At 58.4% G+C, this 22,635-nt stretch carries 22 protein-coding genes and 1 pseudogene; 6 read left to right on the forward strand and 17 right to left on the reverse strand.

Features of this window, described 5'->3' with window-relative positions:
* The first annotated feature begins 114 nt into the window (after positions 1-114).
* Entirely contained in the window at positions 115-1,035 is a 921-nt protein-coding gene (locus D3Z90_RS15880) for a LysR family transcriptional regulator (RefSeq protein WP_136476972.1), read from the forward strand.
* Positions 1,036-1,314: 279 nt separating this feature from the next.
* Here the strand turns inward: D3Z90_RS15880 and D3Z90_RS27230 are convergent.
* The 4 genes and pseudogenes from D3Z90_RS27230 to D3Z90_RS15905 form a co-directional block, all read right to left on the reverse strand.
* A pseudogene (locus D3Z90_RS27230) lies at positions 1,315-1,512 on the reverse strand (site-specific integrase); the annotation flags it as partial.
* Between the two features lie 567 nt (positions 1,513-2,079).
* Entirely contained in the window at positions 2,080-2,325 is a 246-nt protein-coding gene (locus D3Z90_RS15895) for a hypothetical protein (RefSeq protein WP_136476973.1), read from the reverse strand.
* Positions 2,322-2,615, reverse strand: a complete 294-nt coding sequence (locus D3Z90_RS15900; RefSeq protein WP_136476974.1) for a hypothetical protein — start codon at positions 2,613-2,615, stop codon at positions 2,322-2,324. The genes D3Z90_RS15895 and D3Z90_RS15900 overlap by 4 nt, the downstream gene beginning before the upstream one ends.
* Positions 2,616-2,713: 98 nt before the next feature.
* Positions 2,714-2,935: a hypothetical protein gene (locus D3Z90_RS15905; protein ID WP_256658226.1), complete on the reverse strand. Its 222-nt coding sequence runs from the start codon at positions 2,933-2,935 to the stop codon at positions 2,714-2,716.
* A 227-nt stretch (positions 2,936-3,162) separates the two neighbouring features.
* Here D3Z90_RS15905 and D3Z90_RS15910 point away from each other — a divergent pair, with 227 nt between their 5' ends.
* The 5 genes from D3Z90_RS15910 to D3Z90_RS15930 all read left to right on the forward strand — a co-directional run bounded on the left by D3Z90_RS15910 (position 3,163) and on the right by D3Z90_RS15930 (position 7,372).
* Positions 3,163-3,510 (forward strand): metalloregulator ArsR/SmtB family transcription factor, encoded by a 348-nt coding sequence (locus D3Z90_RS15910; RefSeq protein ID WP_136476975.1) that lies wholly within the window; start codon positions 3,163-3,165, stop codon positions 3,508-3,510.
* Between the two features lie 21 nt (positions 3,511-3,531).
* Positions 3,532-4,815, forward strand: coding sequence for an arsenic transporter (locus tag D3Z90_RS15915; protein WP_136476976.1), 1,284 nt, complete (start codon positions 3,532-3,534; stop codon positions 4,813-4,815).
* A gap of 27 nt (positions 4,816-4,842) precedes the next feature.
* Positions 4,843-5,313, forward strand: coding sequence for an arsenate reductase ArsC (locus D3Z90_RS15920; RefSeq protein WP_136476977.1), 471 nt, complete (start codon positions 4,843-4,845; stop codon positions 5,311-5,313).
* A gap of 12 nt (positions 5,314-5,325) precedes the next feature.
* Positions 5,326-6,027, forward strand: a complete 702-nt coding sequence (arsH, locus tag D3Z90_RS15925; protein ID WP_136476978.1) for an arsenical resistance protein ArsH — start codon at positions 5,326-5,328, stop codon at positions 6,025-6,027.
* 190 nt (positions 6,028-6,217) lie between these two features.
* On the forward strand, positions 6,218-7,372 hold the full coding sequence (locus D3Z90_RS15930) for a sensor histidine kinase KdpD (RefSeq protein ID WP_136476979.1): 1,155 nt from the start codon (positions 6,218-6,220) through the stop codon (positions 7,370-7,372).
* 169 nt (positions 7,373-7,541) lie between these two features.
* Here D3Z90_RS15930 and D3Z90_RS15935 read toward each other — a convergent pair whose 3' ends face one another.
* The 13 genes from D3Z90_RS15935 to D3Z90_RS15995 form a co-directional block, all read right to left on the reverse strand.
* Positions 7,542-8,336 carry a DNA adenine methylase gene (locus tag D3Z90_RS15935; RefSeq protein ID WP_136476980.1) on the reverse strand — a complete coding sequence of 265 codons (795 nt, stop codon included), beginning with the start codon at positions 8,334-8,336 and terminating at the stop codon, positions 7,542-7,544.
* 143 nt (positions 8,337-8,479) lie between these two features.
* Positions 8,480-8,914, reverse strand: a complete 435-nt coding sequence (locus D3Z90_RS15940) for a lysis system i-spanin subunit Rz (protein ID WP_136478973.1) — start codon at positions 8,912-8,914, stop codon at positions 8,480-8,482.
* Positions 8,915-9,000: 86 nt separating this feature from the next.
* The gene (locus D3Z90_RS15945) at positions 9,001-9,432 is read right to left on the reverse strand and encodes a lysozyme (RefSeq protein WP_136476981.1); all 432 of its coding nucleotides are present in this window, start codon (positions 9,430-9,432) and stop codon (positions 9,001-9,003) included.
* A 61-nt stretch (positions 9,433-9,493) separates the two neighbouring features.
* The gene (locus D3Z90_RS27235; RefSeq protein ID WP_305956097.1) at positions 9,494-10,093 is read right to left on the reverse strand and encodes a tail fiber assembly protein; all 600 of its coding nucleotides are present in this window, start codon (positions 10,091-10,093) and stop codon (positions 9,494-9,496) included.
* A complete protein-coding gene (locus tag D3Z90_RS15955; RefSeq protein WP_136476982.1) occupies positions 10,093-11,088 on the reverse strand; it encodes a hypothetical protein in 996 nt (331 codons plus the stop codon). Before D3Z90_RS15955 ends, D3Z90_RS27235 begins: the two co-directional genes overlap by 1 nt.
* A gap of 18 nt (positions 11,089-11,106) precedes the next feature.
* The gene (locus D3Z90_RS15960) at positions 11,107-12,132 is read right to left on the reverse strand and encodes a hypothetical protein (protein ID WP_136476983.1); all 1,026 of its coding nucleotides are present in this window, start codon (positions 12,130-12,132) and stop codon (positions 11,107-11,109) included.
* Positions 12,132-16,154: a phage tail protein gene (locus D3Z90_RS15965; protein ID WP_136476984.1), complete on the reverse strand. Its 4,023-nt coding sequence runs from the start codon at positions 16,152-16,154 to the stop codon at positions 12,132-12,134. The genes D3Z90_RS15960 and D3Z90_RS15965 overlap by 1 nt, the downstream gene beginning before the upstream one ends.
* A gap of 53 nt (positions 16,155-16,207) precedes the next feature.
* Positions 16,208-16,789, reverse strand: coding sequence for a tail assembly protein (locus D3Z90_RS15970; protein WP_136476985.1), 582 nt, complete (start codon positions 16,787-16,789; stop codon positions 16,208-16,210).
* Positions 16,786-17,568, reverse strand: a complete 783-nt coding sequence (locus tag D3Z90_RS15975) for a C40 family peptidase (RefSeq protein WP_136476986.1) — start codon at positions 17,566-17,568, stop codon at positions 16,786-16,788. The genes D3Z90_RS15970 and D3Z90_RS15975 overlap by 4 nt, the downstream gene beginning before the upstream one ends.
* Before the next feature lie 3 nt (positions 17,569-17,571).
* A complete protein-coding gene (locus tag D3Z90_RS15980; protein WP_136476987.1) occupies positions 17,572-18,273 on the reverse strand; it encodes a phage minor tail protein L in 702 nt (233 codons plus the stop codon).
* Positions 18,274-18,310: 37 nt separating this feature from the next.
* A complete protein-coding gene (locus D3Z90_RS15985) occupies positions 18,311-18,661 on the reverse strand; it encodes a phage tail protein (RefSeq protein WP_136476988.1) in 351 nt (116 codons plus the stop codon).
* Complete coding sequence (locus tag D3Z90_RS15990; RefSeq protein WP_136476989.1) at positions 18,661-22,050, reverse strand: tape measure protein; 3,390 nt, start codon at positions 22,048-22,050, stop codon at positions 18,661-18,663. Before D3Z90_RS15990 ends, D3Z90_RS15985 begins: the two co-directional genes overlap by 1 nt.
* 61 nt (positions 22,051-22,111) lie before the next feature.
* On the reverse strand, positions 22,112-22,357 hold the full coding sequence (locus tag D3Z90_RS15995; RefSeq protein ID WP_136476990.1) for a hypothetical protein: 246 nt from the start codon (positions 22,355-22,357) through the stop codon (positions 22,112-22,114).
* Between the last annotated feature and the right edge of the window lie 278 nt (positions 22,358-22,635).

The raw sequence follows: 22,635 nt of genomic DNA on the forward strand, positions 1-22,635 counted from the left end.
CGATGCGCAGGCGTGATTGACAAGGTACTCGGTAGCCCGCTGCATTCCTTTAATCTACGGGCATAATGCCGAGCTTTCTAACGCTAATAAATCATCCATCTATTCGGAATTTGCATGGATAGAAACCTTCGCACGCCCTCGCTGCAAGCGCTGCAGGCGCTGGTCCAGGTGGCGGACACCCGCAACTTCACTGAAGCCGCCCGCCAGCTGCACTTGACTCAGAGCGCGATCAGCCGACAGATACAGCAGTTGGAGGAGCACTACCAGACAGTGCTGTTCGACCGCACCAGCCGCAAGGTAGCGCTGACCGAGCACGGTCGCGAGGTATACGAGGTGGCGCGGGACCTGCTCAAGTCCCTGCGCACGCTGGAACAGCGCCTGGCTCCAGCGCCCTTAGACCGTCCTTTCCGCATCCGGATATTTGTATCCCTTGCGGTACGCTGGCTATTGCCGCGGCTGAGTTCGTTCTATGCGGTGAACCCCGGACTGACCCTGTCCATCGAGACCGTCAGCGGGGAACTGGTGGATGAAGGCGGCGATTGCGATGCCTATGTCTTGTACTTGCCTGGCGGCCTAGACGATCGTCGACTGACGCCCCTGTTCGACGAATACTTAATCCCGGTGTGCGCTGCGCAGCTAAACGACGGACGCGCCCCACCCTGCTCGGCCGAGGCACTGGGCGGGCACTCACTGATCCATGGTTCCACTTCACGCGGCGAATGGAACTTGTGGCTCAAGGCGCAGAAGAACTTGCCGGCGCACAGCTACCAGCACCTGCTTTTCAACCTCGACGATCTGGCGCTGGACGCCGCTGCCCGTGGCCTGGGCATCGCCATGACCGACCGCATGTTGGCCCACGACGCTGTCGTGCGCGGTGATCTAGTGGTGCCCTTCGGCGAAGCACTGAAGACCGGCGGTGTGTATGCCCTGTGGCTACGGGACAGCGGTGTTGCTCATCCCGCGTGCCAAGCAGTGTTGAATTGGTTTGAGGAGCAGGTGGAGCAGACCGTGCAGCCGCGAAAGGGTCTACGGTAATTGTTCAGACCAACGCAGAGTTGGCGCATTAGCGCCCGCCTGTCCCCATGGTTTGGAGTAAGCAATTGACCATTCGCTATAGGTCGTAGCAGGACGCTTCTATCGAGCTACTTTCGACCCATCTCGACCCTGCTCCTAGACGCTCGCAACCTTCCCCAACCCGCTTGAAAAATCTCAAGGCTTATTTCAGAACACCCCCTAGTGCATCGGGGGTCCAGTTCAGAATCATCAACTCACCAGTGAGCTCTGCCTTGCCTTGCCGCTGGTTGGTCGTTGTGTATCCAACGCTTCGGTCAAGGTCGTGCTTTCCGCCTCGCGCATATCGACGAATCTTGCCCGCGACATATCACCCCCGATCTCGGCCGCCTATCGCTGGGCCTCTGCCTTGGTGTCGAAGGTACCGGAAAGTTGAGGGTATTCTTTGCGGCGGATCTTTGCCCGCCATGCGCCGCCTGGACGCTGTTCATAAGTGGCCATGCTGCGGAATTTGCCGGGGACATGTGGGACACGCAATTTCCTTTGGTGTCCCAAATTTGTCCCAAACCCAGATGGCCGTAACAATCCGCAGGCATGAAAAAACCCCGCAGACGTTAATCTGCGGGGCTTTCAATAATGGAGGCCGAGGTCGGAATCGAACCGGCGTAGACGGATTTGCAATCCGATAGAGAGATGCCCGCCCGCTGCGGGCTTGAGCCGTTTTTCAGTTCCAATACTTTCAACTTCCCATAGCCCTGAAAGCCGCATTCTACAAGGGTGCCCTGATTGAGTTTTGGAACTGATTTTCACCCCTCCTTCAGCGCCCTGCTGACCGAACTTACCATCGAAAGGCTCTCATAAGACGTACAGAAGTACACGCTGTTAACTGGTGTGATTCACGTTCTGTACACGCTACCTCTACGGTGTTCTGCCGACCCCTATCAAAATTAAATCAATCTCAATAATGCTCATATATCTAGGCACAACAATTAAAACAAGGGAGTTACGTCTAGATTTGGCGGCACTACACATCTACTGTTTAGCCCTTCGAGCCCCAGGCGCTCCAGGCTAATACCGCTCTTTATTGTCAAAAAGGCCAAATGCCGATGCCTCCTCGTGCTCAGTTAGCGCCCATAGTTTGGCGGCATCGACAAGCTCGAGCATTTCGCAGAGCACGCTGTCGTCGACTTCGTGCCGGCGCCTGGCGGCATAGGCCATCTCGCTAAGCACTTCGGCGCGCCCATCGGGATCGGTGATCAGGGAGAATCGGTCGTCGAGTTCTGCCAGCCAGGCCGAAGGGAAGAAAGTATTCATTCCGGCCTGCACCACCAGGACTGCGCATAGTAGGCGCCATCAACCTCCTCTATCCCTGAGAGGTTCATTCCGCCTTGCGCCATTCCGGTGATTTTCACGTCGAGAAGCCTTGGAATTTCATCCTTGCCCGGGCCCGACTTGAAAACCCAGGCGCTGATCGTCGAGCGCCCAGGGCTATCGTCGCGACACTCCGTGATGTGGATGTCTCCGGACAATGGCTGCAGCTTGCGCAGTTGGTCTGTCGGGATGGCAACGCCGAGATTGCGCCGGCGCACGATAAGAAACAGCATGCCGCCCACCACTGTATAAAAACACAGTATACTATGGGCTTAGGCATGCCATGGCAATTACCGATCAGCGGCGGATGTTGTCAGGCCGGTCAGCCGATTCAGTGACAGGTAGCCCCATCTGCGCCAAGCACTCCATTCTGGAAATCACTCACGGCTTGAAACAGATACTCAGCTTGGACCAGTAGGCGCTTGAGCTCCTCTTGGCTGGCCATTGCTTCACGGGCCACGTGATACTGGCATAGAGCGTCCATTGCTTGCTTCACCAGCGGCTCACCGGCAGCCATCCTCTCTCTAAACGCCGTCATATCAAATTCCATCATCCGTGCCCTCAGTGATCCATAGCCTCAAGTTAGGGCGTTGCGGGCTGGAAACGTTTGAGTGACCTGACCAGCGGTCCGTCGCGGGTAACCCTGAAAGTCAGTAAACGGCCAAAAGCGGTCAGATGACCGGCTGCTTTCGACCCATGACGGACGATAAGCCCAGAATATGCTTGCATAACACATATGGAAATACGTATATTCGATTTTCCATATGTATTGGCGCGCTCATGATTACCCCGCCTGATGTGTTCAAAAGCCTATCCGATGAGACCCGTGCTCGCGCCACCCTGCTAATCGCCAGACTCGGTGAACTATGTGTCTGCGAACTGATGTGCGCGCTGAACGACAGCCAACCCAAGATAAGCCGCCACCTCGCACAGCTGCGTAGCAATGGCATGCTGTTAGATCGCCGCCAGGGGCAGTGGGTGTATTACCGTCTAAACCCTGAGCTGCCAGCCTGGGTGCATCAAATGTTGCAAGTTACCCTGCAGGCAAACTCACAGTGGTTGGCAGATAATTCACTTCGGCTGAAGAGCATGGACGGCCGCCCCGTCCGTGACGCTGCCTGCTGCTGATCAACATCTAGCGAGATCTTCATGCTGGTCGCCATTGCAGTTTTCGTTTCCACTCTCATCCTGGTCATCTGGCAACCGAAGGGGCTTGGCGTTGGCTGGAGTGCCGCGCTCGGTGCCCTCATCGCCCTTGCGATGGGTGCCGTTTCGCTGCACGACATCCCGACCGTGTGGGCCATTGTCTGGAACGCCACCGCCACCTTCATCGCGGTCATCATTATCAGCCTACTGCTGGACGAGGCCGGTTTCTTCGAGTGGGCCGCGCTGCACGTGGCGCGTTGGGCAGACGGCAGCGGCTACCGCCTGTTCGCCTTCTGCGTGCTACTCGGCGCTGCTGTGTCGGCGCTGTTCGCCAACGATGGTGCGGCCCTGATTCTAACGCCCATCGTCATGTCGATGCTGCTTGCGCTACATTTTTCACCCGCCACAACGCTGGCCTTCGTCATGGCCGCCGGCTTCATTGCCGACACGGCGAGCCTGCCGCTGGTCGTCTCCAACCTGGTGAACATTGTCTCGGCCGACTACTTCAAGCTGGGCTTCAGCGAATACGCCTCGGTGATGGTGCCGGTGAATCTCGTCAGCGTGGCTGCTACCTTGCTGGTGCTTTTCCTGTTCTTCCGCCGTGATATCCCGAGGCAGTACACGGTCGCAGCCCTGAAGATGCCAAGCGAGGCAATTCATGACCGCGCTACCTTCAACGTCGGTGGCTGGGTGCTGCTGGTGCTGGTGATCGGCCTATTCGCCCTTGAGCCATTAGGTATACCAATCAGTGCGGTAGCTGCAGCCTGTGCGGCGATCCTCTTTGCCGTCGCCGCTCGCGGGCACCGCATTTCGACTCGTCGTGTGCTGCGCGAGGCACCTTGGCAGGTGGTGATTTTCTCTCTCGGCATGTACCTGGTGGTCTACGGGCTGAAGAACGCCGGCCTCACCGATATGCTCACCCACTTGCTCGATCGCCTAGCGCAGCAAGGGATCTGGAGTGCCGCCATCGGCACCGGTTTAATCGCAGCACTGCTGTCCTCGGTCATGAACAACATGCCCAGCGTGCTGGTCGGCGCCTTGTCGATTCAGGCCAGCGAGGCGCAAGGGTTGGTGCGCGAGGCGATGATCTACGCCAACGTCATCGGTTGCGACCTCGGCCCGAAAATCACCCCCATCGGCAGCCTCGCCACGCTGCTCTGGCTGCACGTGCTGGAGCGCAAAGGCATGCGAATCACCTGGGGTTACTACTTCAAGGTCGGCATCCTGCTGACGCTGCCGGTTCTGTTGATCACCCTTTCGGCCCTGGCATTGCGCCTGAGCCTCTGACATCCGCCACGAAGCGGGGGAGCCCCCATGCGAGTTCTGTTCATGTGCACGGCCAACAGCTGCCGCAGCATCCTTTCCGAGGCCATGTTCAATCATCTGGCGCCTCACGGATTTGAAGCCGTCAGTTCTGGCAGTTTTCCCAAAGGCCAAGTGTTGCCTCGCAGCCTGACCACCTTGCAGCATGCCGGCATCTCGACTGGTGGGCTGAATAGCAAGGGCAATGACGCGTTCGAGGGTTGCCCTCCTGATATCGTCATCACCGTTTGCGACAAGGCTGCCGGTGAAGCTTGCCCGGTGTATTTCGGCCCTGCACTGAAGTCGCACTGGGGGCTGGAGGATCCGTCCGATGTCGTGGGTGACGAAGCGTCGGTCGACGCTGCATTCCACGCTACGCTGGACCGCATCGAAGCACGCTGCCAGGCCTTTTTCGCACTGTCTTTCGACCACCTCGAACGCGAGCAGCTCAAGCATGAGCTGGATCGCATCGGTACGCTTTGAGCAGGAGTAAACATGTCCGAGCAACTGCCTAATCTCGACCTCGCGCTGTTCGATGCGCCGCCAGCGGCAACCCGTTCCAGCGAGCACAAACCGCGCATTCTGCTGCTGTACGGATCAACCCGCGAACGCTCCTTCAGTCGCTTGCTGGTGGAAGAAGCCGCCCGCCTGCTGGAGCACTTCGGTGCGGAGACGCGGGCGTTCAATCCATCGGGCCTGCCACTGCCTGACGATGCACCTGTCGAGCATCCCAAGGTGCAGGAACTGCGTGATCTGGTGCAGTGGTCGGAGGGCCAGGTTTGGTGCTCACCAGAGCGTCATGGTGCGATGACTGCGGTATTCAAGGCGCAGATCGACTGGATCCCCCTCACACTGGGGGCCCTTCGCCCCACCCAAGGCAAGACCCTGGCGGTCATGCAGGTGTGTGGCGGCTCGCAGTCGTTCAACGTGGTCAACCAGTTACGCGTCCTTGGCCGCTGGATGCGAATGTTCACCATACCGAACCAGTCTTCGGTGCCCAAAGCCTACCTGGAGTTTGACGACGGTGGGCGCATGAAGGCTTCGCCGTACTATGATCGTGTGGTGGATGTCATGGAGGAACTGGTGAAGTTCACCTTACTGCTGCGTGACCGTCAGGAATTCCTGGTGGATCGCTATTCGGAGCGCAAGGAAAGCGCTGAGCAATTATCTGCCCGCGTGAACCAGCGCTCGATCTGAGCCTATACCGGAATGGGTCGAAAACGGTCTGTCGTGAACGGCTGCAATAGACCCATAGCGGACGCTTGCCTAGTAGCAAGTCAGTCGCGTGGCGGACATTTGTATTGGTAGTCGCCAACCTGATGTCCGAGAGCTACGCTTAGTCAGCCTCATTGAAGAAAATACGCAATTAAGGCGGAGGATAGCCTGCATGCGATTGTCGACGTTCATCATTCAGCATATGGGCAGCATTCTTCAGACTTGGGAGGATTTCGCTCGGACCGTTCAGATACCTCGCGAAGCGCTTAGCGACACTGGCTTGAGAAATCATGTCGCCTTCATCCTGAAAACCGTGGCTCGCGATATGGAAACGCCGCAAAGCTTGCAGCAAGAGGTCGACAAACGGAGGGGGTTAGGCCCAACTCTAGTGGGCGAAAGCGCTAATGAGACTTATGCCGTACTTCGCGTTCTGAATGTTTTTACCCTCGATCAGATGGTGTATGAGTACAGAGCCCTCAGATCCAGCGTACTCAGGCTTTGGCTGTCACAGGAAACATCACTCGATCAAGCGGATCAAGCGGATCAAGCGGATCAAGTACGAGAAATCATCCGTTTCAACGAAGTTCTGGATCAGACATTGGTCGAGTCCATTGCGTCCTATCGAAGAGCCGTAGATAGCACACGTAAAATGGTGCTGGGTGCACTGGGTCACGACCTTCGCTCACCTCTCACGGCCATAAAAATGGGAGCGGATATGCTTACCAAGACTAAACAATGGAGGACCCGAGAACAGGCCCTGGCGGTACAAATTGGCGACAGTGCCGAGCGCGCCAATCAGTTAGTGAATGAACTGCTTGATCTCGCCAGATGCAACCTTGGTTTGGGCATCCCGGTGCAACGTCAAGATACGGATCTTACCTCCTTGTGCGCCACGGTAATAAATGAAGTCCGCGTTTCGCAACCTCAGATTAATGTTGTTTTTGAACGTACGAATGCCCTGCACGCGAGCATCGACCCGCTACGCATGAGCCAGGTGATATCCAATCTCACGGTAAATGCCATACGACACGGGGATGTTGAGCGCCCGATTCGAATAAGTCTTAGCTGCGCTGAGAACTTGGCGGTAATTGAGGTACACAACTGGGGTAATCCTATCTCTGCCGAGCAGATAAACTACCTATTTGATCCTGAAGCACGTTTGACGCGCGCAAGCTGTGCTGATGGTAAGCAGCGGCAAGGCCTAGGGCTTGGGTTGTTCATAGCCAAAGAAATCACAGCCAGCCACGCCGGCAGCATTGATGTCATATCAAGCCCTGAGCATGGCACGACGTTTCGAGTTAGTTTTCCGAGACAGCCAACAACATAAGGCCTGCAATTTTAACGGGGGAAGCTTGCCCTTTGCTCTTAGGATAAGCCTGGAGGTGGGCTTTAGGTCGAAAGCAGCCGGTCATGACTGACCGCTTTTGGCCGTAAGCGGCCGCTTCTGTACGCTCGCAACCTTCCCCAGCCTTCTACAAAAAACCTCAGGGCTTATTTCAGAACAGCCCCCCCAGCGCATCGGGGGTCCAGTTCAAAATCACCAACTCACCCGTGAGCTCGGCCTTGCCTTGCCGCTGGTTAGTCGTTGTGTAACGTATGTCCAGCGTTTCGAAGTGGAACCCTTCAAACACACGGCGAATGTCCGGGTGATCATTGATGCTGACCATAACCTTGCCTTTGCAGCGGCGCATAAACTCAGCCATGCGTTCATAGTTCTCGAAGGAAAAATCAACACCGTACCCGGCGGTCTTCCAGTACGGCGGGTCCATATAATGGAATGTGTGCACTCGGTCGTAACGCTCTGCACACTCCAACCAGGAAAGGTTCTCGACATACGTCCCGGCCAGCCGCTGCCAGGCGGCTGAAAGATTCTCCTCGATTCGCAGCAGATTGATAGCCGGACCTGTCGTGGCGGTACCAAATGTCTGTCCAGAAATCTTGCCGCCGAAAGCATGTTGCTGCAGATAGAAGAACCTGGCAGCGCGCTGAATGTCGGTTAGCGTTTCCGGGCGGGTCATTTTCTGCCACTCGAATATTTGGCGGGAGCTGAGCGCCCACTTGAACTGGCGCACGAATTCTTCCAGATGGTTCTGTACCACGCGATACAACGTCACAAGATCACCGTTCAGGTCATTGAGCACCTCAACTGGCGCTGGCTGCGGCCGCATGAAGAAAAGAGCAGCGCCCCCTGCAAAGACTTCTACATAACACTCATGGGGAGGAAATAGCGGGATGAGACGATCGGCAAGGCGCCGTTTGCCGCCCATCCATGGAACGATTGGGTTGGTCATTTTGCAAGCCTTTACTGTATGGATAAACAGGTGCTAGGCTCGCTCGGCTTTGTGCACAGAGCGGGGCCTAGGCTGGACTTGCAGGGATAGTCTGCGGTTCGGTGGCCAGCACGGATGTTGACGCACCCGAGCTGGTCGCCCTTTTACTTTGTAACGAGCACTTCTGTTACATAGGACTGGCAGGCCTTCAAGGCAATCAGTCCTTGATCGCCGTCATCGGTGATGGCGACAATTCGCTGAGCAGCCGCTGGGTCAAGTTCGCCTCGCGCGGCTCCATGAACCAAGCCGCCGGCGCTGGTGGTGGCTGGCACGCCACGGTCACCACTTGGGGTGGCGAGTAGGACTGACAGCCGGAGATCAGAAGTAGCGAGGCGATCGCGCAAGCGAGCCTGAGCTTGTTGGGCATCGTGCAGTTCCTTGAAGTGGGTTTTGTCTTTGGCCTGTAGCCGTTCCTCCAGCGCGCGACGGCGAACCTGCTCGGCAGACTGCCAATCGATTGCTGCTACGGCAGCAGCCTCTCGCTCAAGCTGAAATGCGTTAGCCAGCTCTGCGTTTTTAGCCTGCCATTCCGCATCCATAGTCGAGCGGCCGTGCTGGTAGGTGCCCCGGAAGGCAGCGAGCACCAGTACCAAGCCTGCCGCGGCGCCAATGGTTCGGGCGCTGATCACGCCGCCTCCAAGAACAGCACGCGCTCAGCTTCCCGGCGCCGGACAAGACCCGGCAGCACATTGCCCCCCGCCTTGTTCCAGCGCGGAAACTGCTCGGCAGCTCCCGCATAGTCACCGACGTTGAGCTTGCGCAGCAGCGTCGACGATTCGAGGTTGGCCGCGCCGAGGTTGTAGGTGAAACTGACTAAGGCATCCCACTGATTACCAGTCACAGGCACCTTCACCAGGCGCTCGACTTCCGGCTCGAAGCGCTGCACGTCGTTGAGTAGCATCCGCTCGGCCTGCTTTTGGGTGATTGACATGCCGGCCTTCACTCCTCGAGTGGCGCCATAGCCGATGGTCCAAATGCCGACGGCGTCGCGGTAAGCCAGCAGGCGCAGGCCTTCGAAGGACTTGATGAGGCTCAGGCCTCGTTGCGATGTACGCATTTACTTTTCTCCAGGCAAAAATAAACCCGCTCGATGGCGGGTGCTTTGGGTGCGGTAGATGTCAGGCCGGAGACGCTGGCCAGACGATGGTATCGGGATAGCCTGGCTGGTCCGGCACGCGGATCAACGCGATACGGTATTTCTTCCAAGCCTTGAGCTTGGCGGCTTCAGCTTCCGTTGCCTCCTCGAGGTCAACAGCATCCTGCAGCGGATCAATGGCGGAATCGGCGACAGCGCGAAGTACGGAGGTCTCGGCAACGATCTGAACAAGATGTTGTTCGGCAGCGACCTGAGCTTTCATTTCTCGGGTGACGACCTGCGACCAGTCGATGATGCCGTTCACAGCTGGCTGTTGGTCTGCGGCTAATTCGACTCCAGGAAGTGGCACTGGTCCATCAGCGGGGCTGTGAATGTCGAGGGGGAACCGGGCAAAGTCAGGCGCGTCCGCTGCGTGAGGAAGCGTAAGCATAAAATTAAGCTTACCGTTGATGCGCTCCACGACCTGGATAATCCATTCCGTACCGATCGCCTCCGCCGGCAGCGTCGAACCGTCCTCGAGGCGGGAGAAGTCCAGCACCACCCCATTGATAGTGAGAGCGTCACCAGCTTTAGTGACAGTGAGTTCGGCATCGGACCGAACAGGAGAAAGCTTGATGATCATTAGTACCACCTTCCGATAGCAATTAGGTGTACATGAAAAGGTGTAACGGTAGATATGGCAGCCGTCCACCAATGGTAATAAGAGAAGTTATTAGCTCCTGCATTGCCGTTATTAAATGGCCATGACATGCCAGACTGCCGCCTCCCAGTTACGCTAACAGCCGGCGCCCCACCCGAAAAACCAATGGGGAAATTCCACGACAATTGCTCTGTCATAAAACCGGTAGCAAACGCGGCATTCAACGTGGCGTTATCCGTCCGAAAGGTCCACGCTATTTGAGTTCCATCTGCAAACCGAACGTATTCGCCATTTGCATTGCTGCCACGCTCGATGAGTGCGCCCTTGGGAATACCGCCCAGCTGGGAGACAGTGCCAACAACGTTTGCATCCGAGAAATAGCGCCGCCAATCAGCACGATCTGTTGGCTCTTTGGTTACGTCGACCCTTGTGTACAGATCACCATTCCCAGCTAGGGCAAACTGGAACCGCCGAGCAATGCTGTATCCCATATCTAAGCCAACGCTAAGCTGGCTAGCGATGGGGCCACTGGGGTTGGCGTGAGCCCATCCGGTGAATCGGTTTCCTAGCCAGGCTGGCACTGCAGTATCAGGCGCGATGTTCCCCCCCAAACCGAAGTCGCCCTTCCCCAGTGCACCGATGTTGGCACGGAGGGTTACTGCATCAATGGCGCCCCCAAACAACGCCAACGTACCTCCCCAATCGCTAACGATCTGGCGAAGACGATCTGCAGACTCCTTGACGTAGCCCTGCATCGGCGCGAGAGCATAGGAACCACCCGCCACCGTAGCGCCCTGATAGGCAGGAAAAATGCTAAGCACCGTAGTGCTCGCAATATTGGTGACTTCGTACCAACGGCCGTCAGGCCCTTGAAACGCATCGCCCACGCGGGCGTTTGCTGAAAAGGCGGTACCGGTACCAGTCACCGTATTTTGCCCAGCCGTGATCGCTACCTGGCCAGCTCTGTACCAAGGCATAAATATCTCCGTAGTTGATTAAAGCGGACGCATCGGGCGGCCAGCGAACACTGTCCGGCCGTTCACACCAGAGGGTTGTGATTGTCCATCTGCGCCTGAAAAGGCTTGCAGCACATCGCGCCTGCCCGATAGGAACCCAGCAGGTGATTCGTAGTAAGGAGTTGGCCCGCTGGGGTACCCGACATCGTTCATTAAGGAATTGGCCAGCACATAGTCATCCTTGCTGCCCGTCCAGTTCATTTGAAAGCTGCTATAGAACCATCCCACAAACTCAAGTGGCGTACCCCTGACCGTGAAACCGTTAGAGGTTGGCGGGCCATTCAGCAAGATGATGTTCTCTGTCGTGCTGAATATGACTCGGCCCACCTCGTCCTTGACTCTGGCGCCGTACCCCGAGGCACTGATCAGTCGACTGAAGTCGCCGCACATCCACTTCACGGTGAAGGCGGCGACATTGTTGTGTCCCGACCAATAGTCCAGGTGAAACCCCGTCCAGTTGCCCGGACTACCAATCACATAGAAGCCGGAAACCATCATGTAATCGGCGGAATTCAAAAAGATGAGTGGCTTTTCCTGCGACGTGACCTTAGCTGGAAAAGTGATGTTCTGGCTCTTCACATAGTCGCCCGGGGCACGGCGCCCCAGGAAGAACGAGCCGCTGCTGGACACGGTTAGCACCCGGTTCTGGTTGTCGATTTGCGTCACCAGATCGTTGTTGCGCGTCCTGACACCGTATTGCACGCCAGCGGGCGGGTTGCCGCCGTAAGACATGATCAGCACTTGCCAAGTACCGGTGCCCGCCCGCCGCAAGTGCAACTGACCAGGCGTCCACCATGCATCCGGTGTGCTCGCGTACTGCCCGGTCGCTGCCGTTGCCATCACCACGAATGAGCCTGCAGTAATCTCCGGAATATTGAAGTATTGATCCCAAGCGCCATTCCCCTTCACCGTCACTGTCTTGATCGATCGAATTGAGACGGTGGTGGTATCAAGCGTGACGACACTCGCCTCATCCTTGGTGCGCAGCCCATATTGCACTGCCATCAGGGCAACCTCCCCACAGCGGTACGCTCAACATCATTACCGTCGTAAACATAAAGACCACCGTTGTTGAGCAGCGTCGAGCCCGCAGAGTCCTGGCCACGAAGGGAAAACGTACCCGCTTTGAAGTTGATCTCAAGCAGTGGCCGCCCTTTCGAGTCCAGCGCCTCTGAACGAATGACCATGCCCATGATGATTTCCTGAATAAACGCCTTGCTGATGATTGCGGTATTAAGAAATATCTGACCGCCCTGGACAACGAGCGGGAAAATCAATTGGCCGGATACCTCGTCAACGATGGCGAAGCGCTGAGCGAACGCCAGGATCTCCGAAGTCTCTCCGTCACTGCCAAGAGCCAGACCTGCCATGACCTTCCTGCCGCCAACAATGGTCTGCGCTTTGATGCTTGTCATCGCCTTAACTTTGCCGTCGACACCGACCACGGCCTCGCTTACCTGCTGAACGGACGCGCTCACTTGCTGCACGTCCTTGCCCGTTCGGCCGATCGAGGCTTCCAGTGTGTCCGATCGCCGGGCCTGCGCTTGGGTGGCATCTGCCTGGGTTCGAGTTTCCGATGCAAACCTGGCTTGCGCGTTGCACGCTTCGATTGCACTGAGTAGATCGCCTTCACCCGTGTCGTCACGCCCGGTCGTGTAAACCGAGTCGAGCGTTGTCCGAAGGGTGGCTAATGATTGCTCGGTGTTGACCTGGGTCTCCTCGACATCGGTGATCCGGGCGGAGTGCTCACCGAGGGTGGACTCGTTGACTCCAATTCGTTGCCCAAGCACCTCATCACTAGTGACTCGAGCCTGCTCTTCGTTTCCGATGGCAGCCGTGTTGCCTTCGACATTGGCCTTGAGCTGATCCAGGCGACTGACCGTTGCCTGCTCGTTGGTGACCACCACCCGTTCAAGCGTGCTTAGTCCAGCCCTGCTGGCACCAACCTGAGCGTCCAAGCTGGTGAGCCGCTCGGCCATCGCTGAGTTTTCGGCCGCTTGGGCGCGAACTTGTTGGGCAAACTTTGCCTGCGCATCACACGCCTCTATCGCACCAAGCAGATCACCCTCCCCGTCATCCTCCCGCCAGCCAGCTTGCAAAGCCTCCAGCCGACTGGCTGAAGCCGTGACCTTGCCATCCAGATTCGTGATGTCGGTGGTGTTTTTCTGCACTTGTGAAGCCAAGGCATTGGCGGTCTGCAGGATGGTGCCGATGTCTGCCCAATAGGTCGCATCGGGTGGCGCAGCACCAACAGGGACTGCACCCTTGGCCTGATACAGGTGCTGACCATCACGGACGATGTCGGCTGCGGCATAGGCCTTGGTTGGGTCGTAGGCCAAGGCATCGGTCACCTGATCGATCCGCTCGTACAGCTCATCCTTGGCCTGCTCGAGGCGATCAGTCACAGAGCCGGGGCCATCGCCAGAGATTTTCTCGATCTCCTTGCGCAGCTCCGGGTACAGCGCTCCGTTGCCGATCTTGTCCTTGAAGTACTCCTCATACTCGCCCTGGTCGGCGCTGGACTGGCCATGCACACCGATGCCATCGGGGTACCAAGGACCCACGTTGCCGGTGCGATCGATCAGACGCGCCCAGTAGAAAAAGCTAACACCAGCTCTCAGGCCGTGCAGCTGATGCTCTGCCTGTGGGTAGGCAAAATCGCCCAGCTTGATTGCGTCATCCCGCGAGGTGGTTGCGCTGTACCAGATCTCCGTCCGTTGAGTGTCCTCGGCGCCAACTGGGAAGCCCCATGCCAGGCCGGTTCCGTAGACCAATGGCGCAGTGACCAAATGGGTAACGGCAGGTGGTGGCGTGGTCTTGCCCGCCACATCGGTCAGAACCGAGCTCGTGGGCATCGACGAAACACCCATTGCACTGACAGCGCGCACCCTGGCCAGGTACTGGCCTGCATACACGCGCGGCACATCCGCCGTCAGCTCGCCGGTACGGGGCAGCTTGATCCAATCCCGAGCCCCCCAGCGCCACTCCACGTCATAGGCCACGGCACCAGGTGCGGCATCCCAACCGATGGTCATGGTGGTGACCGCGATACCTTGGTCGATGGAGTTGTGGCTTGTGATCAGTACCCGCGCCGGGGCGTCCTGCACGCCTGGTGGCAACACGCTAATCGGGCGGTCATCAATGACGGTACCGTAATCAATAGCATCGAATTTGGTCGGTTCATGCTGGATCAGCTCCAACTGGAACTGGTGCCACTCCGGCCGAGTAACGTTACGGACGTAGAACTGCATCAGCTTCAGGTCGTCATAATCCAGCGCCCAACCGCACTCGGCCTCTGGCAGTTCGCTGTAATCGGCCATAACCGTGACCTGCCGGCCGGAGATTGAGCGGACCTGCCGCGCCTCAGCCTTGCCGCTGGGCAGGTTGACCTGCAGGCGCGCACCGGTCGGCACATCTATATCGCGATCCAGAGTGATGACCCGGCCAGCTACTGCGGCAATCCGCCCACCATTGGCCCGGCCCGCCAACATCGAATCGGCGATCGAGATCACCTTGCCCGGCTTCGGGATGTAACCGTCCAGGCCCACGCGCATGGTCGCGCCACGCAATTGCAGTTGCTCGGTCAAAAGCGCCCACTGACCGGCACGCTGGGCTTGGCCGCGAGATGTGCAGCCTACGGCCTCGACCGAAACTTCCCGCACACCATAGTCGGCCATGGCCTCTTCATCGAAGACGGGTTCTTTGTCGGTCTCGAAGCCCTGATAAGGATCGTCAAAGGACACCATGGCCAGGCTGTGCCGGTCACGCCACTTGCTTCCGGAATACTTGATAGCGCCGTCGCCGAGGATCTGCGCGGCGCTGTAGGTGTAGGCTGAGTCCTGTGGCATGTCAGCGTTGACGACGATCTGACTGCCGTCCCAATAGGCCAGGCCATGGAAGATTGCCGCCAGGTCCTGCAGCACCGCCCAGCCTTCAGCCTGCTTCTGCAGGTAGAGGTTACAGGTGAAGCGTGGTTCTTGACCGCCCTTCCCGTCCGGTACCAGTTGGTCGCAGTATTGCGCGATGCGGTACAGAGCCCAGCGGTTGATCATGCTGGCATCGATGCGCTCGCCAAGGCCGTAATAAGGATGCAGCGCCAAGTCGTAGAAGATCCAAGCCGGGTTGTTGGTGTAGGCCTCTTTAAAGGTGCCGTCCCAAACACCGTTGCTAGTGCCTGGCCCGCCAGTGGCATAGGTCCGAGTATCGGGGTCATAGTTCATCGGCACCCGCACGATGCGCCCACGCATCAAAACGGCCACCTTGGCGATATCGCCGCCAAACTGCTGAGCGTCGTACTCCAGGCAGCCAACCGCCGTCAGCGGATATTCCTGATCGCTGTCGACAACCTCGGCGATGGCTTCTACCACCATGGCATCCGACACCAGCGAGCTGTTGGCCTCTGGCGTCAGGCGCCGCGCACGGATGGTCCAACGGCTGCCGGCTGGCAACTCAATGCGGTGCGAGCGTTCATACTTGGTGATGTTCTTGCGATTGACCTCAGACGCCAGCACCTGCAGATAAGGCCCTCCATCGGTAGAGACATCCACCGCGTACTGAATGCGAACGCCGTTGATATTGCCGCCACTGTCCTGGGATTGAAGCTGGGGCCAACTGAATCGCACACGCACAGCGTCGGCCATGTCGCGAGCAACTGAGTAGATCCAAGGAGAGGTGCTCTTCAGTTCCTGCTCGACATCAATCTCGTTGCTGGATTCGCTGACGCCCTGCAGGCGCTCCTGGTTCAGCTCGCCAGAGCGGAATTGCCACTTCACCCCCGGGTAGTTCAGGGTGCCGTCTTCCGCCATGACCGGCGTACCGTCGAGCTTGATCGAGCGCAGACCATTCACCGGGCCAACAATAGGCCCCCAGCTCCACAGGTAGACCATCCGCGCGGTTGCAATTGACGGCACGCTGTTCGACGCAATGCTGGGCTGCTTCTGCTTCTTTGCCCCGCCCTTGCTGCCGACAACCTGGCGTCGCTTGCGGCCAGTTGCTCGCCGCGGTTTGCGCTTCACTGCTGCGCCCATGCGCCCCTCCAGAAACGAAAAACCCGCCGAAGCGGGTCAGGAATCGCCAGCTGTCACAGCCGGTCTTGCGTATAGATGCCGCCCGATTCGACGGCGCCGCCGATCTCACGCTCGCCGTAGAGCACCGGGTAAGGGTTACCCTGAGCAATGGTGGTTACGGCGGATCCGAAGCCGTAGCTTGGATTGTTGCCGTCTTCATTGCGATCGAGGCTGCCAGTCTTGGCTGTCGGAGAAAGCATCTGCACCACGCCTCCAAGGCCCATTCCTGCGCCGCCGGCGATCAGCGCCATACCCACAGGCGCGGAAAACCCGCCAAACACACCAGCCACGATCAACACCGCGCCGAGCACGGTCTGGAACAGCCCGGCCTGCTTGCTACCCTGGATGATCGGTGCGATGCGTATGACACCGCTGTCGTCGCCCACCAGGTCGAGCTCCTGGTTGTCCAAGTTGCGCGTGCCGGAGAACACGGTGAACACCAGCCCCCGCTCATCGCCGGTCGCAATGAACTTCTCGAAGCCTGGGACCATTTCGCATAGCGCGCCGATTGCGTCCCTGACGCTGTGCACATCAAGGATGTATTCCCGCCCGAAGTGTTTGCGCAGCACGCCGTAGAGCTTGATGGTCCGCTTCATGGTCGATAGTCCTTGTGCCGGAGCACCAGCCGACAGCGGTTGGCCATCGACCAACCGTAAATATCACGAGAGGAAGAGCGGCCTGCCATGTGGTGATAAATGAACGGGCCGCCGCCACCCAGTGCCGGGGCTTCTTCGCTAGTAAGCGCTGGCTCGTCACCCAGGTAGATAGCAGCATGGTTCGGGTGGTAGCACGGCCTGCCTGGGGACGGGACCATAAACACCAGCATGTCGCCGCGCTTGGGCGTGTCGACCTGATAGAAACCAGCACCGGTGAAGTTGTCCTCGTACAGGCTTGCCCCGTCGGGGTCTTCCCACCACAGGTCCTGGCGCTCGAAGTTGGGCAGTTGCAGGCCGGCCTCGCGGGCGTACCAGTCGCGGCAGGCACCCCAGCAATCGAGCAGCCCGTGGGCAAACTCCCGACCCAGCAGAGGCGCCTGGTAGCCCGATGGCTTGAACCACTCCATGTCACCGCCTGGCCAGCCCACGATGCCCCAAGGCACTTCGTGCAACTCGCAACTGACTCGGTCGGCCATGCTCGGGATTGGTGCTGCGTCCGGGTGGCTGTGGATGATCGCCAACAGCTCTCCTCGGTCTTCGGCATCAGCCAGGTCTTCATGGTGCAACGTGAAGTGGTCGCGGGGCGTCCTGGCAAGGTTTCGGCAAGGCACATATTCGCGCCCCTGGTCGGTCTTGATCAGTACGCCGCAGGCTTCATCTGGGTGCTCTCGTTCAGCATGCTCGCGGATCGCGGCCTGTAGTTTTTGGTTGATACGCACGGGCTACCTCGAACTGGCAATGAGACTGGCGCCCATGGAGCCGCCGAAGCGCCGGGTATTGCCCCGTGCTTTGCAGCTTTTCCAGCGACCGCCGCAGCGATCGAGCGCCGGATTGTCGGTGGGCTCGTCCTTCTTGGTGAACATGGCTGAGCCGGTGTAAGCGCAGGCCTCCTGCCGGTACTGCCCTCGGCAGGCCCAGCGACACAACTTGGTGATCTGCTGACTGGGCAGCATCTGGCCACCCAGGTCCAGCGGGCTGGAGAGCTGGAACGTCACCTGCTCGCGGTCTTCATCGGTCTTCTGCTCGATGTACCAGAGATTTTCCTTGGCCTGATTGGAGGCATTGGGATTGCCCTCGGGGAAGTTGGCCCCGTCCAGGAAGTGGCGAAAGGTCTCAATAACCTTCACCTTGGCTCCAGCCAGGTCCTTCAGGTGCAAGCACAATGCGGTGACTGCGCCGCGCACGCCATCGATCTCGTTGGCCAGCTGCAGCGTCGGGCTGGCCGGACGACCATCACCGCGGATATCGAAACCCTTGGCGGTGAGCTGTTGCGGCGAGTACAGGTTGCCCTGCCAAATGATGTCGCCTTCCTGAGCGTGGCCGTGAAAGCGCATAAGGTTGCCGCCCAGGCGCGTAGCGTGCACCTCGAACAGTCGGATCTGATTGCCCGGCTCAAGCTTTTGGATGTCGGTGTTGAAGTTCATGAGGCCTCAGAACGAAGAAACCCCGCACTCGGCGGGGTCAGTAAGGGGTGAATCGCTGATCGAAGGTCCAACTGATCGTTACCAGCTTGGGGCTACCTCTGGTCCTGAGCTTGTAACCCTTGACCCGGTACCGCCCTTGCACGCCGCCAGGGGGAGTCCAGAAGAAGGACTTATAGCCTTCGTGCCGGTCGAGAAAATCGCGAATGGCCAGGGCCTCCTCGCCCACCTCCAGCAACCCTGTGTGGGATGCGCTCCACGACTGCGACTTCGTATTGATGCCGGTGCCGCCTGACTGAACATACCCATCGCCAAAATCGTTTTCCCAGGTGCGCTGACGAATATCACCATCGACCTCGGCCTCCACGTCGAAACTGAAGATTTCCGTCATTACCGTCTCCACATAGAGCCGCCCTGGCTGAACTCTTCATTGACCACTTCGCGAATTGTCTGCCGCAGCCCTTCACCCATAACCTCGCCCTGCCGACGTGCAGCTTCGTCACTCATGCCTGGCTGGGCCTGAACGTAGATCGGGGCGTCGATGTTGATCTGCGGAGGACCACCGGCAGGGGCAGCGCCAGCACTGGCCGCCACTCCTGAACCGCCCGTCATGCCGATACGGCCATCACTCAGCGCTTCAAGACGCCCAACACCAATGCGAGCCGTGGCTTCGGCATCAAATACGTACTCGCCGCGGTGCACCGGACCCGCCACTTCATCGCGGCGGCCATGCCCGGTGTAGCCGCCATCCATAAAGCCAGCGCCAGCCATAGCAGAAGCAGTCGAGACCCCGGCGACCATCGGTGCCGTGGCAGCCGCAGCTGCCGCAGCAGCACCAGGAGCCAGTGCTGGACCAGTTAGAGGGATGGCAGCAGTCGACGCATAGGCAGCCAACTGCGCCTGAAACGACATCGCTTGCGCGTTAGCCACCATACCCAAGCTAGCTACCGACTGAGTGCTCTTGCCCACAATGGCCTGCACAGCGCCGTAGACCAGCCACTGCGCCGCCATATCCATGAGAGCGCCAGCCATTGACTTGGCCATCCCTGCCGCCGCGTCAGCCACGGCATCCCCTGCGTCTTTCGACTCAGTGATGATGTCGGTGAAGGCACCGCCAAGTTGGCTGGTGGCCGATCCCAGTGAGCCACTGACAAAGTCCGCAGCCTGAGCCGAGTAATTCAGGGCATCGTCGGCAAAGTTCTGCCAGGCATCCCGGGCGCCATTCACCCAGTTCGACTGGGCCTCGTCGACCTGCTCGTAATAGAACTGCTGGGCGAGCAGGCGCTTGTTGTACTCCTCCGTGAGTACCTGGGTTTCGCTCCGGTACAGCTCCGGGTCAATCTGGCCGGCGTTTCGCTGCTCAGTGAGCGCATTCAAATCTTCGACATACTTCTGCCGCATCGCCAGATCAGCCCGCATACGATCACGGGCTTTGTCGCCCATGCCGATGCCGGCCAGCTCCTGGGAAAAGCCGTTGACGGTATTCTGCGTGCCGGTAGCCTGAGCTGCCTTGAATGCGCTGAGCTTCAGGGCATCCTCGTTGGCCTTCTTGATCTTGTTCAGGCCATCCAGCTCGGCCGCCATTTCAAGAAGTCGCTTCTGTTGAGCCTTGGACAGATTGCCAAGCTTGCCCTCCTGTAACTCGAAGGAGAGCTTGGCCACTTCGGTGGCGTCCTTCTGCTTGTCGCCGGTGGTATTGATCAGCTCAATCTGGCGCTTGTAGCCTTCCTCGGTAGACTCGAAGTCCTTGAGCTGCTTCTTGGTTGCAGACTCGCCTTCGGACAAGTTCTTACGCCCAGCCTTGGCTGCAGCATCATCAGCTTTCTTCTGCGCATCGCGAGCTGCCGCAGCAGAACGGATGGCGACTATTTGTCCCTCGGTGAGTAGCGTGTTCTCTGCGATGAACCGGTTCGCCGCATCGAGGCTGGTTTTGTCTTGTGCTGTCGCGAGCTGTTTGAGCAGCTGGTCCAGGTACTTCTGACCGTCTTGCGCCGCGACCGCCCGTGCTGCTGCATTCTCTCGTTCTGACCGGGTATTGGAATCAGTCTCGCCAGTGAGCTGGGCAATCACCTCGGTCAGATGTTGAACCACCTTTGCCTTAGTGGCGGCAGCACCACCGCTGTCATTCAGGGCGTCCGCCATCTCCGCAGTCACGCCCGGAATCACGCGAACTTGATCAGCGACAGACTTCCAGTCGACAACCATGCCGGCTGCCTGGTCGGCAGATGCCTTCTTGACGATGTCCATCGCCGACTGAAATTCAGTAGGCAAAGGCGCGATACCAGCCATGAAGCCTGACGCACCGGCGAGACCAGCATTAGTTAGGTTGCTCTGGAACTCAAATGCGAGCGCCCCTGACACAGCAGAAAGGTCACTCTTTGCATCCTCAAGATCTGACCGGAGCCCACGAAGCGCAGTTGACTGCGAGGCCCGATCAAGCTCGTTGAACTTCTCAATAAGCTTGTCAATTGGCCCGGATAGATCACCTAACTTTTCTTCGAGATACCCTGTGTTATCCCGCAAAGTCAGGAATGCGGTGGCAGCACCCACTGCAAGCGCAATGACTCCAGCCGGGCCGCCGAGCATCCCCAGAAGGCTGAAACTCGCCCCTTTCACTGCTTCTTGCGCAACCCCTACAGCGGCGGTGGCCCGAGCCTCCACCATCCTCGCCTGGGCCAGTTGCAGCGATAGCTGCGTTTGAACTGCGGTGCCTCTGGCCGCCACCGCTTCCTTTTCGGCCAAGAAGACTGTCGTCTGCGCCTTGCGTTGCTCAGCTTGGGCGGCTATCAGAACAGCTGCAGCCTGCGCCTTCCTTGCAGATGCATCTTTAATCGCGGCATAGGCAGAACCGACAGATGCAATGCCGTATTTGGCGATCGCAGCTGTAGCCGCCGCAACCGCTATATCAGCAAAGTAGAAGAAGTTGTCGCCAAGCAGCGCAATGCCGCTGGCTAGCTTTCCAGTGAAGTCGGTAGCCTCATTGGCCTGGCCAATGTAAACCGAAAACGCGTTGCTCAAATTCTGGAGCGCATCTCGGACGGCGACTCCCATGCTATCAGCGAGTTCACCGTTGGCCTTAGCTGACTTTTCCAAGCCCTCAGTAAGCAAGTCCAGGCTGAGCTTGCCCTCGATGCCAAGGGAGCGGATCTCTTCCGCGCTCCTGCCAGTGGCCTTCGCCAGGGTGTCAACCATCGTCGGCATTGCAGCCAGGATCGACTTCCAGCTATCCCCATCTACCTTGCCGGTCTGCAAAGCCTTGGAGTACGCATCGATTGCTGACGAAGCCTTGTCAGCACTCGCCGAGTTCGTCACCAGCAAAAAGCTGAAGCTATCCATTACATCCAGCGCCTGGCTGGTGCTCTTGCCCATGGACCTCAGGCTGTCAGCGGTCCCGATGTAAAGCTCTTGCGCTTCGCTCAGAGGACGATAGGTGCGCTTGGCTGTCTCGAGCAGGCGCTCTTGCACCAGGTTGTATTCGCCGAAGCTGCTGGTCGCAAGCTCGATCCGGTCAGACATCTGCGAGTAGGAGTCAGCGGCATCAATAACCGATTTGACCGAAATTGCGCCGGCAGCCAGGCCCATCGCATTCTTGATAAGCCCGCCCGCGGTGAGCGCGCTCTCGCCAACACGATCAAACCCCTCATCAATCCGCGCCAAGCTGCGATCAATTTTGATTGCACCCTGGGCCACCGAGGAGTCGGCTCGCGCAATCTCCGACCGAAGCTGAGCCGTAGTTGCTTCGATCCTGACGAGCATCCCCTGAATATCGGTATCGGCCATGCTTTTCTCCGGACAATAAAAAACCCGGAGTAATCCGGGTTTCGGTAACACTTCGGTAGCACTAGTCCTTTCGAGCGTTCGCCCTGTTCGCTTCTTGGGTGATGCGTTGAATGCGCTTCTCCAACCGCTTCTGCTCGCGATCTGGGTCGCTGCTGTAATTCAGCCATAGCATGCCGATAACAAAACACGCTCCAGCTATGATGGCTATCAAAGCCCAAACTGAAAACGCAGCGGCAAACAACCCGAGCGTCCAGGGCGCGAGAAGGACAATAATCACTATCAAAGCTAGAAGAATGAGCTTCTGCATAACCTGCCTCCATTCAGATCGCGTCAGGATACCAGAGGTTACGACGCCCTTCTTCCAGTAAGCGCCTGCCGCAGCTTGTCAGCCACGGTCGAGGCCTTTGGCTTTTCCTTTGGACCTGCAGCCTTTCCGTTGCCGAAAGGATTGGTCATCTGCGCCCACTCAATCTTGGCATCCAGAGCAAGGAACAACTCAGGAAGCGGTGTGCGCCAGGCTGATTCAGGCAACCATCCCAGCCAGCCCGTGGCAATCGCGAACAGCCGGTCAACGTAGCTGCCGTC

Origin of the sequence: Pseudomonas sp. DG56-2 (assembly GCF_004803755.1) — a bacterium.
GTDB classification, from domain to species: domain Bacteria; phylum Pseudomonadota; class Gammaproteobacteria; order Pseudomonadales; family Pseudomonadaceae; genus Aquipseudomonas; species Aquipseudomonas auratipiscis.

What these genes read in the sequence shown, in the direction of transcription:
- D3Z90_RS15915 (WP_136476976.1), top strand. Translation starts at nt 3,532, where the DNA reads ATGCTGGTCGCCATTGCAGTTTTCGTTTCCACTCTCATCCTGGTCATC.
- D3Z90_RS15995 (WP_136476990.1), bottom strand. Translation starts at nt 22,357, where the DNA reads ATGCAGAAGCTCATTCTTCTAGCTTTGATAGTGATTATTGTCCTTCTC.
- D3Z90_RS15990 (WP_136476989.1), bottom strand. Translation starts at nt 22,050, where the DNA reads ATGGCCGATACCGATATTCAGGGGATGCTCGTCAGGATCGAAGCAACT.
- D3Z90_RS15980 (WP_136476987.1), bottom strand. Translation starts at nt 18,273, where the DNA reads ATGAACTTCAACACCGACATCCAAAAGCTTGAGCCGGGCAATCAGATC.
- D3Z90_RS15880 (WP_136476972.1), top strand. Translation starts at nt 115, where the DNA reads ATGGATAGAAACCTTCGCACGCCCTCGCTGCAAGCGCTGCAGGCGCTG.
- D3Z90_RS15905 (WP_256658226.1), bottom strand. Translation starts at nt 2,935, where the DNA reads ATGATGGAATTTGATATGACGGCGTTTAGAGAGAGGATGGCTGCCGGT.
- D3Z90_RS15965 (WP_136476984.1), bottom strand. Translation starts at nt 16,154, where the DNA reads ATGGGCGCAGCAGTGAAGCGCAAACCGCGGCGAGCAACTGGCCGCAAG.
- D3Z90_RS15930 (WP_136476979.1), top strand. Translation starts at nt 6,218, where the DNA reads ATGCGATTGTCGACGTTCATCATTCAGCATATGGGCAGCATTCTTCAG.
- D3Z90_RS15945 (WP_136476981.1), bottom strand. Translation starts at nt 9,432, where the DNA reads ATGCGTACATCGCAACGAGGCCTGAGCCTCATCAAGTCCTTCGAAGGC.
- D3Z90_RS15910 (WP_136476975.1), top strand. Translation starts at nt 3,163, where the DNA reads ATGATTACCCCGCCTGATGTGTTCAAAAGCCTATCCGATGAGACCCGT.
- D3Z90_RS15895 (WP_136476973.1), bottom strand. Translation starts at nt 2,325, where the DNA reads ATGAATACTTTCTTCCCTTCGGCCTGGCTGGCAGAACTCGACGACCGA.
- D3Z90_RS15940 (WP_136478973.1), bottom strand. Translation starts at nt 8,914, where the DNA reads ATGGATGCGGAATGGCAGGCTAAAAACGCAGAGCTGGCTAACGCATTT.
- D3Z90_RS15985 (WP_136476988.1), bottom strand. Translation starts at nt 18,661, where the DNA reads ATGACGGAAATCTTCAGTTTCGACGTGGAGGCCGAGGTCGATGGTGAT.
- D3Z90_RS15920 (WP_136476977.1), top strand. Translation starts at nt 4,843, where the DNA reads ATGCGAGTTCTGTTCATGTGCACGGCCAACAGCTGCCGCAGCATCCTT.
- D3Z90_RS15955 (WP_136476982.1), bottom strand. Translation starts at nt 11,088, where the DNA reads ATGCCTTGGTACAGAGCTGGCCAGGTAGCGATCACGGCTGGGCAAAAT.
- D3Z90_RS15970 (WP_136476985.1), bottom strand. Translation starts at nt 16,789, where the DNA reads ATGAAGCGGACCATCAAGCTCTACGGCGTGCTGCGCAAACACTTCGGG.
- D3Z90_RS15935 (WP_136476980.1), bottom strand. Translation starts at nt 8,336, where the DNA reads ATGACCAACCCAATCGTTCCATGGATGGGCGGCAAACGGCGCCTTGCC.
- D3Z90_RS15960 (WP_136476983.1), bottom strand. Translation starts at nt 12,132, where the DNA reads ATGGCAGTGCAATATGGGCTGCGCACCAAGGATGAGGCGAGTGTCGTC.
- D3Z90_RS15900 (WP_136476974.1), bottom strand. Translation starts at nt 2,615, where the DNA reads ATGCTGTTTCTTATCGTGCGCCGGCGCAATCTCGGCGTTGCCATCCCG.
- D3Z90_RS27235 (WP_305956097.1), bottom strand. Translation starts at nt 10,093, where the DNA reads ATGATCATCAAGCTTTCTCCTGTTCGGTCCGATGCCGAACTCACTGTC.
- arsH (WP_136476978.1), top strand. Translation starts at nt 5,326, where the DNA reads ATGTCCGAGCAACTGCCTAATCTCGACCTCGCGCTGTTCGATGCGCCG.